The organism is Edaphosphingomonas laterariae (assembly GCF_900188165.1).
GTDB classification, from domain to species: Bacteria; Pseudomonadota; Alphaproteobacteria; order Sphingomonadales; family Sphingomonadaceae; genus Sphingomonas_E; species Sphingomonas_E laterariae.
In genome coordinates, this window is the sequence record NZ_FZOS01000001.1 from 330,863 (window position 1) to 347,717 (window position 16,855).

The following is a 16,855-nucleotide window of genomic DNA, read 5'->3' on the forward strand; positions in this document are numbered from 1 at the left end:
TCGGACGGCCATGTTGGGGCCATGGGGGGTCAGACGGCGGGGATCTTCGTCCCCTTCTTCAGCGTCGCGATGAACGTCTCCAGTTCGGCGATGGCTGCATCGATGTCGTCGCGCTGGCTCTGCAGGTTGGCGATCTTCTGCTGGCACCGTTCAGTCGTCACGCGGCGCTGTTCGGCCCGCTCGGGATCGGCATCGTAAAGGTCGATCATCTCGCGAATATCGGCCAGGCTGAAGCCGACGCGCTTGCCGCGCAGGATCCAGGCGAGCCGCGCGCGATCGCGCTTCGAATAGACCCGCGCCAGGCCGACGCGCTCGGGCGCGATCAGCCCTTCATCTTCGTAAAAGCGCAACGCGCGCGCCGTTACCCCGAATTCCTCGGACAGGTCCGAGATGGTATAGGAGTGGCGGTTCTGGGCGTCGGGCGTGTCGATCGTCGCATGAGCAGGCATGGCGGCGATGGTAGTTTACGCTCACGTCAACGTCAATCGGCCGCCTTTCGGAAAATGCAGGCGCGCGCTATCCATCCGCGCCCGCTGTCACGCAGCTGTAACGCCATTGCCATAAGCGGCCCCGATGCGCACCCCTGCCCTGCCCGCCTTTTCCGCCGTTTCCAGCCGAGGCTCGACGCGCGAATGGCTGATCGCGGCGGCCGGCGGCATCGTGCTATCGGCCGGGCTGGTCGCACTGCTGCGCCCCGCCGCCCCGGAGGAACCGACCGAACTGACCAGCGCGCCCGCAGCATCGTCGCCGGCCGAGGCGCCTGCCGCGCCACCGCCGCCCGCCACGGCCGTACCCGCCATGCCGACCGCCGACACATCGGGGCTCATCCTGCGCGGCATCATGGGGGCCGCTGAGACCGGGGCCGCGATCATCGAATTTCCCGGCGGCCGCCAGGGCCGCTTCATCGTCGGCCGCGACGTTCTGCCCGGCGTCAAGCTCGCCGCGATCGAAGCGCAATCGGTGCTGCTGTCGAACAATGGCGCCGACGTGCGTATCGCGTTTCCGGGCGCGGAAGTCGCCAGCCTCACCCGCACCGCCCAGCGCGCGTCGCGCGCGCCAGCCGGCGACCAGACCGTCGCCTTCCGCACCGGCCTTGCCCCGCGCAAGCGCGAGGATGGTCGCATCACCGGCTTCACCATCCGCGCCGGCACCGAAATGCCCGCCTTCGCCAAGGCCGGCCTCCAGCCCGGCGACGTCGTCATCGGCATCAACGGCCGCGCCTTCGCCAGCGAGAACGAGGTGAACAAGCTCGCCAACGAGATCGCCATCTCGCCCACCATCGTGTTCGAATATGAACGCAACGGCCGCCGCAGCGAGGCCCGGCTCGACACATCGGCGATCTGACACCACGGCGCAAATGTTACAACCAAGTGACATTTGAATTACATTGATAATACGACAATATTACACAAAGTTTGCGCGGCTGTTTCACGATCAATATCCGTACAAACCCCGGCACACTGTAATATTACTATCATTTTCCCCCTCTAGGGCACCCCCGCAACGGCACTGACGAGTCCACCAACCGGACTCGGGGGAGGCCGGCGTCCTAGCCAATACAGAGGGGCAATCATGACCTATCTCCGGAATATCCTCCTTGTCGGGAGCGCGCTTTCGCTCGTGGCCTGCGGCGCGGATGACGTCGCCTCGCCGGGCGACGGCGTGATCGTGACGCCCACGCCGACCCCCACGCCGACGCCCACCCCCACGCCGACTCCGACACCCACGCCGACCCCGACCCCCACGGATTGCCCCACCGGCACCACCAATGCAGGCGTCGTCAACGGCCTGCGCAACTGCGCGCTGCAGGGCACGATCTCGTCCGATCTCGTCCTCCGCAAGACGGACGGCATGGTCTATTCGCTCTCGGGCCGCGTCGATGTCGGCACCGATGTCGGCGGCAGCGGCACCGCGGCCGGCGGCAAGAAGGTCGTGCTGACGGTCGAACCGGGCGTCACCATCTTCGGCTCGTCGGGCAATGACTATCTGGTCGTCAATCGCGGCTCGCAGCTCTTCGCCGAAGGTTCGGCAACCGATCCGATCATCTTCACCGCGCGCGCCAATGTCGAAGGCACCGCGACGGACACCAGCCAGGGCCTGTGGGGCGGCGTCGTCCTGCTCGGCCGCGCGCCGATCAGCGATTGCAACACCGCCGTCGAAGGTGGTTCGGTCAATTGCGAAAACATCGTCGAAGGCACGTCGAACGCGCTCTACGGCGGCGCCACGGCGGACGATAACAGCGGCACCCTGCGCTACGTCCAGATCCGCTATTCGGGCTTCGCGATCGCGGCCGGCAACGAGCTTCAGGGCCTCACGCTCGGCGGCGTCGGCTCGGGCACCGTGCTCAACCACATCCAGGTCCACAACAGCTCGGACGACGGCATCGAAATCTTCGGCGGCCGCCCGAACCTGAAGCACCTCGTCATCACCGGCGCCGACGACGACGCCCTCGACACCGACCTCGGCTACAAGGGCTTCATCCAGTTCGTCATCGGCGTCCAGCGCGATGCCAATAACGGCGACACGATGATCGAGGCCGACTCGAACGGCAACGAAGATGCCAAGCCGCGCCAGAACACGCGCCTTGCCAACTTCACCTTCATCCACCGCTCCACGCTGGGCGGCACCGGCCAGAACAGCGTCCTGCTGCGCGGCGGCACCGATTACACGATGGTCAACGGCATCATCACCGGTTCCACCAACTGCCTCGACATCGACGCCGGCGGCGGCTCCACCATCCGTCCGGCCGATGCCGCGCTGGATGATGTCGGCCCGCCGGTGTTCAACTCGGTGGTGATGTCGTGCCCGACCGCCTTCAACAACGACAACAATGTCGCGGTGGCCGATATCACGACGATCTTCAACGGCGGCACGAACAACAATTCGGCCTACACGCCGACGCTGGCGAACGTGTTCATCAACGGCGCCAACGAAAGCGCGGTGCCGGCATTCAACGCCTCGTCGCTCGGCAGCTTCTTCGTCAACACCAACTATATCGGTGCCGTCCGCGACGCGAGCGACACCTGGTATGCCGGCTGGACCTGCAATGCGAGCTACGTCTCGTTCGGCAGCGAAAGCCGTAACTGCACGGCGCTCTAAGACCGCCCAACCTTGAACGGAGGGGGCGGTGGCGCGCGCTGCCGCCCCCCAACATTATCGGGAATTCCGGGGGACATATGTCGAAGCCGCTCACCATCGGGGGCTTGCTCCTTCTCACCACCGCACTGGTCGCGCCGGCCGCGCTCGCCCAGCCAGTCGAGGCCCCGGCGCCCGAAGCCGCGCCGCAGACGGATGGCGCCGCCGATCAGGAAAAGGTCGACATGTCGATCCCGGGCGGCGGCGGCGGCGGCGATATCGTCGTCACCGGCCGCTTCATCCCGGAACCGATCCGCGCCACGCCAGAAGTCGTCGCCGTGCTCTCCACCGCCGAAATCGCCCGCACCGGCGAAGGCGACATCGCCGGCGCGCTCCAGCGCGTCACCGGCCTGTCGGTGGTCGGCAACGGCTTCGTCTATGTCCGCGGCCTTGGCGATCGTTATTCGGCGGCGCTCCTCAACGGTTCGCCCCTGCCCTCGCCCGAACCGCTCAAGCGTGTCGTTCCGCTCGATATCTTCCCCACCAGCGTCCTGTCCTCGGCGCTCGTGCAGAAGAGCTACTCGGTCAATTATCCGGGTGAGTTCGGCGGCGGCCTGATCAACCTCACCACCAAGGCGGTGCCGAACAAGCCCTTCCTGGAAATCGGCGGCAGCATCAGCGGCGACACCGAAACCACGGGCCAGCTTGGCTACACCTATTATGGTTCGGATAGCGACTGGACGGGCTTCGACGATGGCACGCGCGACGTGCCGGCGGGCATCAAGAATGCGATCGCCAGCGGCAAGCCGATCAACGCCGGCAATTACAGCCAGTCGGAACTGCAGGGCTTCGCCGCAAGCCTGGTGAACGCGCCGACCACGCTGCTTCAACGCAACCACAATATCCCGGCCAATTTCTCGTTCGATCTGTCGGGCGGCACGGCGTGGGACGTTGGCGATGGCCGGCTCGGCCTCGTCGCATCGGCCTCCTACAGCAACAGCTGGCGCACGCGTAACGTGCTGCAGCAAAGCTCGCTCGATCCCAATCTGGAAGGCATGCCGCAGTCAGAATTCCAGACGGTCATCACCGACAATCGCGTCCTGCTCAACGGCCTCGTCGGCCTGGGCTATGAATTTGGCGACGGGCAGGCGATCCGCTGGACCAACCTCTACATCCGCGACGTGGTGAAGCAGGGTCGCCTCGCGGCCGGCTATGATCGCAACGTCACCGATCCGGTGGAAGGCGAACCCGCGTCACTGATCCAGCAGAACACCTACTGGTTCGAACGCCAGCTCATCAATTCGCAGGCCGTGGGCGAATTCAAGTTCGGCGATGTCAGCCTCGATCTGCGCGGCTCCTACGCCAATTCGAAGCGCAAATCGCCTTATGAGCGCGGCTTCAGCTATGCCTACAACGCGCAGGCCGGCGATTATGTGAACAACCTCGCCGCCAACGGTCAGAATGCCGACATCGCGTTCAGCGACCTGAACGAGGACGTCTATGGCGGCTCGGCGGATCTCACCTACGAACTGCCGACGGCGATGAAGGCGAAGGTTTCGGCCGGCTATGCCTATACCAAGACCGAGCGCACCTCGTCGCGCTACCAGTATCAGTATTTCCGGCCCGATGGCGCGCTGCCGCTCGCGGTGGCGCAGGAACGGCCGGATTATCTGGTGTCGGATTACAATATCTACACCTACAACATCCAGCTGCGCGACGTGTCGTCGGCGGAAGGCGCTGCCGCTTATGAAGCCGGCCTCGAAATCAACGCCGGCTATGCGCAGGCCGAGGCGGAACTGCTGCAGGGCCTGAACGCGGTCGTCGGCGTCCGCTACGAAGATGCCAAGGAAACCGTGCTCCCGCTCGGCGACGGGCTGGTGCAGACCAGCCTCAAGAACGATTATTTCCTGCCCGCCGCCACGGTCACCTGGAACTTCGCGGAGGACATGCAGCTGCGCGTCGCCGCCTCCAAGACGATCGCCCGGCCGCAGTTCCGCGAACTCGCCGAACAAATCTATCAGGATTTCGAATCGGATCGCCAGTTCACCGGCAACCCGCGCCTCACCGACAGCAAGCTCACCAATGCCGAAGCCCGCTACGAATATTATTTCGGGCGCGGCGAACGGCTCACGGTCGCCGGTTTCTGGAAGAAGATCGACAATCCGATCGAAACCGTCGCCTTCTTCGCCGGCGGCGGCGCGCTGCGCACCGGCTTCGCCAACGCGCCCGAAGCGCAGCTCTACGGCGCCGAAGTCGACATCCAGAAATATTTCCCGCTCGATACCGTGTTCGGCGACAGCGATTTCTGGGCCACGCGGCGCCTGATGGTGCAGGGCAACTACACCTACACCAAATCGAAGCTGAAGGTGGATGACGAGCTGATCTACGGCCCGCAGCAGAACCTGCTGCCCGCCAATGTGCTGTTCGAAGATGGCGCCCCGCTGACCGGTCAATCCGATCACATCGCCAACCTGCAGATCGGCTTCGAGGATATGGACCGCCTGTCGCAGCAGACGATCCTCGTCACCTATGCCAGCAAGCGCGTCACCAATCGCGGCCCGATCCAGGGCGAAGCGCGCCAGCCCGATATCGTCGAGAAGCCGGGCCTCCGCGTCGATTTCGTCGCTCGCGAAGAAGTGGATTTCATGGGTGCGCCCGTGGAGATCAAGTTCGAGGCGCGCAACCTTACCGGCACCAAATATCAGGAATATCAGCAGGCGGGTTCCAACCGCATCTATCTGAACCGCTATGATCTCGGCACCAGCGTCTCGCTCGGCGCCAGCGTCAAGTTCTGATCCTGTAACAGAAACGCCATCATCGCTGCTCAAAGAGAAAGCGATGATGGCGGAGCCGATCCGAATGCGAAAATTGCAGCGCCAGGCCGCGCGCACGGCCACCCGCAAGCCGGGGTCCGCCGGCATCCCCCAGCTCAACCATGAATGGCAGCGCTGGATCGCCGAAAATCTCCTGCTCGGTTCCTCGGTCGAACCGATCGCGCATCGGCTGGGCGAACTGGGTGCCCCCGCCAACGTCATCGCGGCAGAGCTCCAGGCCGCATCGTCCAGCCCATATTATCAGGCCGGCGGCACCATATCCGCGCGGCTCGCCAAGCGCGAATGGGTGCTGGAATCGCTCTCCCGCCTCGCCGCCATGGCGTTGCCGCGCGAGGTGCCGGTGGCCGAACGCCCCACCCCGGATGCGTTCCTGCGCGATCATTATGCCGCCAGCCGTCCGCTGATCCTCAAGGGCATGGTCGATCACTGGGCCGCGCGCTCATGGTCGCTCGATCGTCTCGAAGCCCTGCCCGGCCATACCGAGATCGAGGTGCAGACGGGCCGCGAAGGCGACGCGACCTACGAAATTCGATCCGAACAGCATAAGAGCCGGATGCCGCTCCGCCAGTTGCTGACCCGGCTGCGCTCGGGCAAGCCCAGCAACGATTATTACGTCACGGCCAATAATAGCGGGCCGAACCGCGCGGCTCTCGCGCCCTTGTGGGACGAGATTGGCGACATGCCCGGTTTCCTCGATTCCGCCACCATGCGCGATGGCTTCTTCTGGATGGGGCCGAAGGGCACGATCACGCCCTTCCACCACGATCTCACCAACAATTTTCTCGTCCAGATCGCGGGCACCAAGCGCGTCACCTTGGTGCCGATCTGGGAAACGCCGCGGATGCTCAACCACATCCACTGCTACAGCCAGTGGCCCGGCCCCGGCGCCTTCGCCAACCTGCCCGATGGCCAGCGGCCGACCGCCATCACCTGCACGATCGGCCCGGGCGACACGCTCTTCATCCCGGTCGGCTGGTGGCACCATGTCGAAGGGCTGGACACGACGATCGGCCTGTCCTTCACCAACTTCGTCTGGGATAATGATTTCCACACCGGTTATCAGAGTTACGGCCAGTTGTGATTGCCGCGGGTGCAGGTGAAATCGCCCTGCCGGACCGCCAGAATCCACCTTGCCAAGCGCCCCGCATCCACCGCATAGTAAATCGCATTCATTTTGCAGCGATAATCACATCAGCGAGAGGAAGCGAACATGGCCAATGCGGACGGCACCTGGGATTGCGTGACGAAGACGCCGATGGGCGATCAGAAATCGGTGTTCACCATCGTCACCAATGGCGACACCTTCTCGGGCACCAATGAAGGCCCTGCCGGCGCGATGGAAGTGCAGGACGGCAAGGTGGACGGCAACACGCTCACCTGGACGATGAAGATGAAGATGCCGCCGATCACGATGGAAGCGACCGCCACCGTCGATGGCGACACGCTCAACGGTTCGGCCAAGGTCGGCCCCTTCGGCACCATGCAGATGGCCGGCACCCGCCGCGCCTGATCACGCGCAGACCCGCCGGCCAGATCATGCGGCCGGCGGGTCCGTTCTCATACCGCCAGATCGGATCAGCTTGATCCGCCGACATCCGCCATCTTCGCGACGGCATCATCGATCGTGAAACTTCCCGGCCGCTGGACAGGCGGGAAATCCCTGAACGTCTCTGCGAACTGCGCCGCCCCGCTTTGCGCCGCATAGAGAAAATAGGCGTTGTGCAGGAACCAGTCATAATAGGTGTTCGATGTCTGGTCGGCGAACTCATAGGGATCGGTTCGCAGGTTGAAGATCTTGGGCATGCGTAGCCGCGTGAACGGTTCCGCCCAGACCTGCATCGTGCCGTGGCAACGCTGTTCCAGGAAGACCAGCTTCCAATTGTCATAGCGCATGGCGAGAATGTCGCCGTCGTCGCTGATGTAGAAAAAGGCCTTGCGCGGGCTCTCCTCCTCCTTGCCCGTGATGTGGCCGAGCAGGCTCACCCCATCAATATGGTTCTTGTAGGTGCGGCCGATCGCCTTGTGGCCCTTCTTCAGCTTGTCCACGACATCCGGCGCGCCCGCCATCTCCAGGAATGTGGGCAGCCAGTCATGATGCTGGACGATCCCATTGGAAACGGACCCCGCCGCCACCTTGCCCGGCCAGCGGACGAGCAGCGGCACGCGATATGCACCTTCCCAATTGGTGTTCTTCTCGCTGCGAAACGGCGTCATCCCGCCATCCGGCCATGAATTGCGGTGCGGACCGTTGTCGGTCGAATATTGGACGAAGGTGTCGTCGGCAATGCCAAGTTCGTCCAGCAGGTCCAGCATCTGCCCGACATTCTTGTCATGGTCGATCATCGTGTCGTGGTAAGGCGATTGCCAGCGCCCCGCCTGCCCCAGGCTCTCTTTCTTGGTGTGGGTGAACATGTGCATGTGCGTGGTGTTCAGCCACAGGAAGAATGGCTTCCCCTCCGCCTTGGCCTTCTTGATGAAGGCAATCGCCTTCTCGACGAAATCATCGTCGCAGGTCTCCATCCGCTTCTTGGTCAGCGGGCCCGTGTCCTCGATCTTCTGCTTGCCCACCTTGCCCCAGCGCGGCATCTCGGTCGGATCATCCTTGTCGGTCGCCCAGCTGTGGATCACGCCGCGCGGACCGAAATTCTCGCGAAAATGGGGGAACTCATCCTTGGTCGGATAATTCGCCATCTCCGGCTCTTCCTCGGCGTTCAGATGATAGAGATTGCCGTAGAATTCGTCGAAGCCATGGTTGGTCGGCAGCATATGGTTCAGGTCGCCCAGATGGTTCTTGCCGAACTGCCCGGTGGCATAGCCCTGCTCCTTCAGAAGCGCGGCGATGGTCACGCTCTTGTCCGTCATCCCGATCGGAGACGCCGGTATGCCCACCTTCGAAAGGCCGGTGCGGAGCACGCTTTGCCCGGTGATGAAGGATGATCGCCCGGCGGTGCAGCTCTGCTCGCCATAGCTGTCGGTGAACAGCATTCCTTCGGCCGCGATCCGATCGATATTGGGCGTGTGATAGCCCATCAGTCCGCGTGTATAGCAACTGAGGTTCGACTGGCCGATATCGTCGCCCCAGATAACCAGAATATTGGGCTTCCCGTTGGGCATGGCTGCCTCCATTGGCGCTGAGAACGGCCGCGACGATCTCAAAATCGCTGCCGGCCGCCTATCAGGGGCGCACCCGATCCGGGGGACAGGAAAAATCCGTAGGGGCCCTCCCGGGTAAATGCCCGCCGCGCACACCTGATCCGGCCTGCTTCGTCCAACCCCGGTCATCGCTCTGGCCGATCACAGCAAATCAGCTTTCGCATTGTCCTTCGGCTTGTTCAGGCGCTAGAAAAAGCAGGCTTGGCGGGAACGAAAGGCTAACCATATTCCGTGCAAGTTGCGTGGGACAATTCGTCCACCAGTTGCGAACCGTTCGCGCTGGAAAAAGAAGGGCGGCTTCCGTAAAAAGCCGCGACATTTCGAGGGCGGGTGCCCCCGGGGGAGTAGGTTCTTTGGACTACCAGCGCGTTTTCGCCGAAGCCATCGACCGGCTGCACGCCGAAGGGCGCTATCGCGTCTTCATCGATATTTTGCGCAATAAGGGCGCATTTCCCAACGCCCGCTGCTTCGCCGGCCATAACGGCCCCAAGCCGATCACCGTCTGGTGTTCGAACGATTATCTCGCCATGGGTCAGCATCCCAAGGTGATCACCGCCATGGAAGACGCGCTGCACGATGTCGGCGCCGGCTCTGGCGGCACCCGCAATATCGGCGGCAACACGCATTACCATATCGATCTCGAAAACGAGCTGGCGGACTGGCACGGCAAGGAAGCCGCGCTCCTTTTCACCTCGGGCTATGTCTCGAACGATGCCACGCTCTCCACGCTGGGCAAGGTGCTGCCGGGTTGCATCATCTTCTCGGACGAGCTGAACCACGCTTCGATGATTGCGGGCATCCGCAACTCGGGCTGCGAAAAGCGCGTCTTCCGCCACAATGATCTCGCCCATCTTGAAGAACTGCTGGCAGCGGCGGACCCGGATGTCCCCAAGCTGATCGCCTTCGAAAGCGTCTATTCGATGGAAGGCGATGTCGCGCCGATCCACGCGATCTGCGATCTCGCCGACAAATATAATGCGCTCACCTATCTGGACGAGGTTCACGCCGTCGGCATGTACGGCCCGCGCGGCGGCGGCATCGCCGATCGCGACGGCGCGGCCCACCGCCTCACCATCATCGAAGGCACGCTGGCCAAGGCGATCGGCGTGATGGGCGGCTATATCGCGGCCGATCGCACGATCATCGATGTGATCCGCAGCTACGCGCCGGGCTTCATCTTCACCACATCACTTTCGCCCGTGCTCGTCGCCGGGGCGCTCGCGTCGATCCGCCACCTCAAATCCTCGGACGAGGAACGCGAGGGCCAGCAGGCCGCCGCCGCCATGCTGAAGGCCAAGTTCGGCGATGCCGGGCTGCCGGTGATGGATTCCACCACCCATATCGTGCCGCTGATGGTGGGCGATCCGGTGAAGGCCAAGCGGGTCAGTGATATCCTGCTTGCCGAATATGGCGTCTATGTGCAGCCGATCAATTATCCGACGGTGCCGCGCGGCACCGAACGGCTGCGCTTCACGCCGGGGCCGCAGCATACCGAAGCGATGATGGACGATCTTACGTCCGCGCTGCTCGAAATCTGGGACCGGATCGACCTTCGCCTGGCGGCCTGACCCCTCACCGGCCCGCCGCTGCCTTCAGATAAGGCAGCGGATCGACCGAAACGAAGCCCGGCGTCTCGCGCGCGAAGTGGCGGAGCCAGTAATTATGGCCCGCGCCATAGATCACGACCACACGATCGCCAGGCCTGGCCACCGTCATCAGCTTGGCGAAGATCTTGGCGTTGCGCAGATACCAGCCGGCATTCAGGTCGGCACCGGGCTGCGCCTCCGTATCGCCGATGCCCAGCACGCCATAATAAAAGGCCTGCCCCGCCAGCGGCGCGGCGGGATCATTATGCCACATCAGCAGTTCGGCGATGCTGGCGCTTTCCTGCTTTTTCTCGAACGCCTTCACCTCGGCGCCAACCGCCGCGTTCAGCGCGTCGAGCGTGCCCTGCCCGCCATGCGACGCCGCATAAGCCTGCACCTTGTCATAAGGGAAATAATCGGGCTCGCCCTCGCCGGGTTGCTCGTCGATGCCCTGCACCGCCCGCAAACCGGCGGCATGAGCGAGACGATAGCCGATCTGGACGATCTCGTTGCGGTCCCGCGCCAGCATGTCCGGCGTGAAATCCCGATAGGCCGGCACCGACAGGTCGGCCGTCGCCGGCCGGGCCTCCACCATCACATGCGTCGGGCGGAAGGCCAGCAGGGCCCGCGTCACCGCCGCCAGTTCGCTTTGCCGTCGCGGGGTCAGCGGATCGTCGGCGCGGGCATTGTGCAGGTCGAGCCCCGGATTGGCGAAATGATAGACGCCGAGCACCATCACCTGCACGGGTTCGGCCGCCGATGCCGGCATGGTGAACCCGATCAAGGCCGCCACCAGCGCCAACATCCTCATCGCCGCTCTCCCACCATGTGTATTGCTATATTAATACAGCATGGCAGGCAGAGGTCAATCGCGGCAGAAGCCCTCGCCCTCGCGGATCATCAGGCAGTCCTTCTTGCCGGCCAGATATTTCAGCCCAGTCTCATCCCCGCTCGCCTTGCGGATGCTTTCTTCCCTGCCATCGCGGGTGAAGCGGATCGCCTCGCCATCCGCCCGGCCGACATAGGTGCCGGTCCCGTCGAGCAGCGACACCTTCAGCGCATATTGCCCCGCGTCGGGCCCCGGCGCGATGTCCAGCGCCAGCCCTTCCACGCCCACCCATTTTCCGATCCACGCATCGGTGGGTGCCGGCGTCGCCGGCGCCTCGGCGGCATTGGCGATGGTCATGTCCGGTTCGGCGGGCAGGATCGCATTGCCGGCCGCCACGCCGTCGCCCACCGGCGCGCCGGCATCGCCCGCCGGGCTGCACGCGGCCGCCAGAACGCAACCCGCAATCATCGCAATCCGCTTCATTTCCAGTTCCTTCGCAGCTGGCCTTATCCCACGTCAACGCGCGGATCGCCGCTTTGCAACATGGCAGGTGGCGTTTCCTGCCGCGAGTCCCTAGATAGCCGCCATTCGACTCAATCCGGAACCTTTCCCATGGCCGATATCATCGCCATTGCATCCGATCATGCCGCTATCGAGCTGAAGGCGATCCTCGCCGACTGGCTACGCGAACAGGGCCATGAGGTGCTCGACCTCGGCCCGGCGACGGCCGATTCCGTCGACTATCCCGATTATGGCTACAAGCTCGCCGAAACCGTCGCATCGGGCGCGGCGGCCAAGGGCGTCGCGCTGTGCGGATCGGGCATCGGCATCTCGATCGCCGTCAACCGCAATCCCGGCGTCCGCTGCGCGCTCGTGTCGGACGGGCTGTCCGCCCGCCTGTCGCGCCAGCACAATGACGCGAACGTCGTCGCTATGGGCGCCCGCCTGATCGGCGTCGACTCCGCCAAGGATTGCCTCGCGGCCTTCCTTGCCACCCCATTCGAAGGCGGCCGCCACCAGCGCCGCGTCGACAAGCTTTCCAACCCCGCCAACGCGAAGGAGCCCGCATGAGCACCAACCCCGTAAATCTTTCGGAGGTCCAGCCGGACGGCTTCTTCACCCGTGGCCTTGCCGATGCCGATCCGGCCGTGTTCGGTGGCGTCCGCCAGGAACTCTCGCGCGAGCAGAACCAGATCGAGCTGATCGCGTCGGAAAACATCGTCTCCAAGGCGGTGCTCGAGGCGCAGGGTTCGGTCTTCACCAACAAATATGCCGAAGGCTATCCCGGCAAGCGCTACTATCAGGGCTGCGCGCCGTCGGACGTCGTCGAAAGCCTCGCCATCGAACGCGCCAAGCAGCTGTTCAACTGCGGCTTCGCGAACGTCCAGCCGCATTCGGGCGCGCAGGCGAACGGCGCGGTGATGCTCGCGCTCACCAAGCCGGGCGACACCATCATGGGCCTCAGCCTCGATGCCGGCGGCCACCTGACGCACGGCGCCCGCGCCGCGCTTTCGGGCAAATGGTATAATGCCGTGCAATATGGCGTCCGCCGCGACGATCACCTGATCGATTTCGATCAGGTCGAAGCGCTCGCCAAGGAACATAAGCCGACGCTGATCATCGCCGGTGGCTCGGCCTATCCGCGCCACATCGATTTCGCCCGCTTCCGCGCGATCGCCGATGAAGTCGGCGCGCTGTTCATGGTCGACATGGCCCACTTCGCCGGTCTCGTCGCCGGTGGCGTCCACCCGACGCCGTTCGGCCACGCCCACGTCGTCACCACCACCACGCACAAGACGCTGCGCGGCCCCCGTGGCGGCATGATCATGACCGATGACGAAGCGATCGCGAAGAAGATCAACTCGGCGGTGTTCCCCGGTCTCCAGGGCGGCCCGCTGATGCACGTCATTGCCGCCAAGGCGGTTGCATTCGGTGAAGCACTGCAGCCGGAATTCAAGAGCTACGCCAAGGCCGTGGTCGAGAACGCCAAGGTGCTCGCCGCCCGCCTCAAGGAGCGCGGCGCGGAGATCGTCTCGGGCGGCACCGACACGCACCTCGCGCTGGTCGACCTGACCCCGCTCGGCGTCACCGGCCGCGATGCCGACGAGGCGCTGGAGCGTTCGTCGATCACCTGCAACAAGAACGGCATCCCGTTCGATCCGCTGCCCCCGGTCAAGACCTCGGGCATCCGCGTCGGCTCGCCCGCCGGCACGACGCGCGGCTTCGGCCCGGCCGAATTCCGCGAGATCGCCGACATGATCGCCGACGTGCTCGATGGCCTGAAGGCCAAGGGCGAACATGGCGATCCGGCGGTCGAAGCCAACGTCAAGGCTCGGGTCGAGGCGCTCTGCGCCCGCTTCCCGATCTACCCCGCGCAGTAATCGGGGGACGCCGGCTTGCGCTGCCCGTTCTGCGCCCATGACGACAGCCAGGTGAAGGATAGCCGCCCCAGCGAGGATGGGGCGGCCATCCGCCGTCGGCGCCAGTGCGAAGGGTGCGGCGCGCGCTTCACCACGTTCGAACGGATCCAGCTGCGCGAGCTGACGATCGTCAAGAGCGACGGCCGGCGCGAGCCGTTCGATCGTGAAAAGCTGGCGCTTTCGGTGGCGATCGCCTGCCGCAAGCGCCCGATCGATCCCGAACGGGTCGATCGCCTGCTCTCCGCCATCCAGCGCCAGATCGAAACCAGCGGCGAAAGCGAAGTCGCGGCGGCGCAGGTCGGCGCGATGGTGATGGACGGGCTGAAGGCGCTCGACAGCGTCGCCTACATCCGCTTCGCCAGCGTCTATAAAGACTTCACCGAAGCCAAGGATTTCGAAGACTTCGCGGGCACGGTGGCGGAGGCAGGGAAAGAGGGCTGATCCCTTCCCAGCCTCCTTTCGTTTGGTTCGAGCTTGTCGAGAACCTTGAGCGCCCGTTAGGTTCGAGCCCGCCGAGAACCCGGTCCATTCCATCGGACTTCAGTTTGTCGAGGACGAGCCTGCGATGAGCTTCTTCGTCTACATTCTGCGCTGTGCCGACGGCACCTATTATACCGGCCACACCGACGATCTCGATCGCCGCATGGCCGAACATCAATCCGGCGCCCTGCCCGGCTACACTTATGATCGCCGCCCCGTCGAACTCATGTTCAGCGAAAACTTTCAGACACGGCTGGAAGCGCTGGACCGCGAACAACAAATCAAGGATTGGTCGCGCAAGAAGAAGGAAGCCCTGTTCCGCAGCGACTGGGCTTCGATCGCGGATGCAGCACGTTCTCGACCCCGCGTCTCGACTTCGCTCGACGCTAGCTCGAACCAAACGGAATTTTCAGTGTCCCCTCCCCCCGCCATCGTCCTCGTCCGCCCGCAGCTTGGCGAAAATATCGGCAAGGCGGCGCGCGCCATGCTCAATTTCGGGCTTGCCGAAATGCGCCTCGTGTCACCCCGCGATGGCTGGCCCAACCCGGATGCCGGCCCCGCCGCTTCGGGCGCGGATATCGTGCTGGCCAATGCGCAGGTCTATGAAAGCGTCGCCGATGCGGTGGCCGATTGCGCGCATGTCTATGCGACAACGGTGCGCAAGCGCGGCGTGACGAAGCCGGTGGTGACACCCGAACAGGCCGCGCGCGCGATCCATGCGGAACCCGGCCGCTCGGCCATCCTGTTCGGGCCGGAGCGGTCGGGGCTGGAAACCGACGACGTTGCCGTCGCGCGCGATATCCTGACGGTGCCGATCAACCCGGAATTCGGCAGCCTCAATCTCGCGCAGGCGGTGATCCTCGTCGCTTATGAATGGTCGAAGGGGCAGGTGCTGGCCCAGCCCACCGTCACCGATCTCGATCCGCCGGCGCCGCAGGGCGATCTCGACGGGATGATCGGCCAGCTCGAAACCATGCTCGATGGCGCGGGCTATTTCTTCCCGCCGGATCGCGTGCCCGCCACCAAGCGCACCTTGCGCACCATGCTCACCAAGCCCGGCTGGACCGCGCAGGAAGTGCGCACCATGCGCGGCGTGCTCAGCGCGCTCGCCAAGCCCCGGCCGCGCTGAACCTCACCCCACGCCCTTCGTCATCCTGACGAAAGCCGGGGCGAAACAGGCTCAGCAGGACGGAAGTGGAGCGAAAACGCCCTACCGCGCGTCGAACTTGTCGAACTCATAGGCGATCGAACCTTCGACCAGCCGGTCGTAAAGCTCGCGGATCAGCGCGGTGGGCACGCCCACGCGTTCCGCCACGGCGGCGGCATTGTCGATCACCTGCGCCTTGCGCGCCTCGTCGCGCACCGCATCGCGCGTCGCCTTGATGCGGGCGGCGGCGTCCATGTAGCGCATGCGCGTGCCGAGCATGGTCACGATGCGTTCGTCCAGCGCATCGACACCGGCGCGCACCTCGGCCATGGTGGAACAATCTTCGGGGGAGAGTATCTCTGGCATGGCGCTTCCCTAGAGCCTGATCGCCCGGGGTGGAAGCGCTTCGCGTTTCCGGCGCAAGCTCAAGGCCGGGCCCGATGCCGCTCCACCGCTTCCACGGCCGCCGCCAACCTTGACTCCTCCGCCCAACGCCGTCATAGGCGCCGCTTCGCAATTGGCCCCGCACCCCGGTGAAGCGGTGGCCCTGCCGGATTTCGGTCCCCGGACCATGATCCCACGCAGCGCGATACCGGGATCAGCCCGCCCGCAGCATATTGCCAAGGGCGGATCACGTTGTAGCAATTGAAGGACATACCATGTCGAAGCGCAACAGCGCCAAGTACAAGATCGACCGCCGGATGGGCGAAAACATCTGGGGTCGCCCGAAGAGCCCGGTGAACCGTCGTGAATATGGCCCCGGCCAGCACGGTCAGCGCCGCAAGGGCAAGATGTCGGATTACGGCATCCAGCTCAAGGCGAAGCAGAAGCTGAAGGGCTATTACGGCGAAGTCACCGAAAAGCAGTTCAAGAAGTCGTACATCGAAGCGTCGCGCATGAAGGGCGACACCGGTCAGAACCTGATCGGCCTGCTCGAGCGCCGCCTGGACGCGCTGGTCTACCGCGCCAAGTTCGCGCCGACGATCTTCTCGGCCCGTCAGCTCGTTTCGCACGGCCACATCTATGTGAACGGCGTGAAGTGCAACATCGCGTCGCGTCTGGTGAAGCCGGGCGACGAAGTGACGCTGGGCAAGAAGGCGCAGGAAATGGCCCTCGTGCTCGAAGCGCAGAGCCTGTCCGAGCGTGACATTCCGGAATATGTCGCCGCCGACGGCGCCACCAAGGTCACCTTCGTCCGCGTGCCGACGCTCGACGAAGTGCCCTATCCGGTGAAGATGGAACCGAACCTGGTCGTCGAATTCTATTCGCGCTGATCCGGTTTCCATACCGACAGAAAAAGGGGCGGTTCCGCAAGGAGCCGCCCTTTTTCT

Annotated in this window: 16 protein-coding genes; 11 read left to right on the forward strand and 5 right to left on the reverse strand. The window is 64.3% G+C overall.

All coding sequences use genetic code 11. The features are described from left to right. Positions 1-29: 29 nt before the first annotated feature. On the reverse strand, positions 30-449 hold the full coding sequence (locus CHB74_RS01450; RefSeq protein ID WP_089217808.1) for a MerR family transcriptional regulator: 420 nt from the start codon (positions 447-449) through the stop codon (positions 30-32). 124 nt (positions 450-573) lie between these two features. On the opposite strand from CHB74_RS01450, the gene CHB74_RS01455 reads away from it, so the two are divergent. The 5 genes from CHB74_RS01455 to CHB74_RS01475 all read left to right on the forward strand — a co-directional run bounded on the left by CHB74_RS01455 (position 574) and on the right by CHB74_RS01475 (position 7,419). Then, positions 574-1,344, forward strand: coding sequence for a type II secretion system protein N (locus CHB74_RS01455; protein WP_089217809.1), 771 nt, complete (start codon positions 574-576; stop codon positions 1,342-1,344). A gap of 228 nt (positions 1,345-1,572) precedes the next feature. Continuing rightward, on the forward strand, positions 1,573-3,099 hold the full coding sequence (locus CHB74_RS01460) for a hypothetical protein (RefSeq protein WP_089217810.1): 1,527 nt from the start codon (positions 1,573-1,575) through the stop codon (positions 3,097-3,099). Between the two features lie 77 nt (positions 3,100-3,176). Next, the gene (locus CHB74_RS01465; protein ID WP_179220662.1) at positions 3,177-5,870 is read left to right on the forward strand and encodes a TonB-dependent receptor domain-containing protein; all 2,694 of its coding nucleotides are present in this window, start codon (positions 3,177-3,179) and stop codon (positions 5,868-5,870) included. Between the two features lie 64 nt (positions 5,871-5,934). Beyond that, positions 5,935-6,990 (forward strand): cupin-like domain-containing protein, encoded by a 1,056-nt coding sequence (locus CHB74_RS01470; RefSeq protein WP_218821357.1) that lies wholly within the window; start codon positions 5,935-5,937, stop codon positions 6,988-6,990. Positions 6,991-7,119: 129 nt separating this feature from the next. Continuing rightward, positions 7,120-7,419 carry a hypothetical protein gene (locus CHB74_RS01475; protein ID WP_089217812.1) on the forward strand — a complete coding sequence of 100 codons (300 nt, stop codon included), beginning with the start codon at positions 7,120-7,122 and terminating at the stop codon, positions 7,417-7,419. 65 nt (positions 7,420-7,484) lie between these two features. Here the strand turns inward: CHB74_RS01475 and CHB74_RS01480 are convergent, their stop codons facing one another. Further along, complete coding sequence (locus CHB74_RS01480; RefSeq protein ID WP_089217995.1) at positions 7,485-9,023, reverse strand: arylsulfatase; 1,539 nt, start codon at positions 9,021-9,023, stop codon at positions 7,485-7,487. 392 nt (positions 9,024-9,415) lie between these two features. On the opposite strand from CHB74_RS01480, the gene hemA reads away from it, so the two are divergent. After that, a complete protein-coding gene (hemA, locus tag CHB74_RS01485) occupies positions 9,416-10,630 on the forward strand; it encodes a 5-aminolevulinate synthase (protein ID WP_089217813.1) in 1,215 nt (404 codons plus the stop codon). A gap of 4 nt (positions 10,631-10,634) precedes the next feature. Here hemA and CHB74_RS01490 read toward each other — a convergent pair whose 3' ends face one another. Beyond that, a complete protein-coding gene (locus tag CHB74_RS01490) occupies positions 10,635-11,459 on the reverse strand; it encodes a DUF5694 domain-containing protein (RefSeq protein WP_144033683.1) in 825 nt (274 codons plus the stop codon). A 54-nt stretch (positions 11,460-11,513) separates the two neighbouring features. Then, positions 11,514-11,960: a hypothetical protein gene (locus CHB74_RS01495; RefSeq protein WP_089217815.1), complete on the reverse strand. Its 447-nt coding sequence runs from the start codon at positions 11,958-11,960 to the stop codon at positions 11,514-11,516. A 129-nt stretch (positions 11,961-12,089) separates the two neighbouring features. Here CHB74_RS01495 and rpiB point away from each other — a divergent pair, with 129 nt between their 5' ends. From rpiB to CHB74_RS01515, 4 genes are all read left to right on the forward strand, one after another. Then, the gene (gene rpiB / locus CHB74_RS01500; RefSeq protein WP_089217816.1) at positions 12,090-12,548 is read left to right on the forward strand and encodes a ribose 5-phosphate isomerase B; all 459 of its coding nucleotides are present in this window, start codon (positions 12,090-12,092) and stop codon (positions 12,546-12,548) included. After that, entirely contained in the window at positions 12,545-13,858 is a 1,314-nt protein-coding gene (glyA, locus tag CHB74_RS01505; protein WP_089217817.1) for a serine hydroxymethyltransferase, read from the forward strand. Before rpiB ends, glyA begins: the two co-directional genes overlap by 4 nt. Positions 13,859-13,873: 15 nt before the next feature. Continuing rightward, positions 13,874-14,338 (forward strand): transcriptional regulator NrdR, encoded by a 465-nt coding sequence (nrdR, locus tag CHB74_RS01510; protein ID WP_089217818.1) that lies wholly within the window; start codon positions 13,874-13,876, stop codon positions 14,336-14,338. 124 nt (positions 14,339-14,462) lie between these two features. Continuing rightward, a complete protein-coding gene (locus CHB74_RS01515) occupies positions 14,463-15,506 on the forward strand; it encodes a TrmH family RNA methyltransferase (RefSeq protein ID WP_089217819.1) in 1,044 nt (347 codons plus the stop codon). A gap of 81 nt (positions 15,507-15,587) precedes the next feature. Here CHB74_RS01515 and CHB74_RS01520 read toward each other — a convergent pair whose 3' ends face one another. After that, positions 15,588-15,890 carry a chorismate mutase gene (locus CHB74_RS01520; protein WP_089217820.1) on the reverse strand — a complete coding sequence of 101 codons (303 nt, stop codon included), beginning with the start codon at positions 15,888-15,890 and terminating at the stop codon, positions 15,588-15,590. A gap of 293 nt (positions 15,891-16,183) precedes the next feature. Here CHB74_RS01520 and rpsD point away from each other — a divergent pair, with 293 nt between their 5' ends. Continuing rightward, the gene (gene rpsD, locus CHB74_RS01525) at positions 16,184-16,798 is read left to right on the forward strand and encodes a 30S ribosomal protein S4 (protein ID WP_089217821.1); all 615 of its coding nucleotides are present in this window, start codon (positions 16,184-16,186) and stop codon (positions 16,796-16,798) included. Positions 16,799-16,855: the final 57 nt, after the last annotated feature.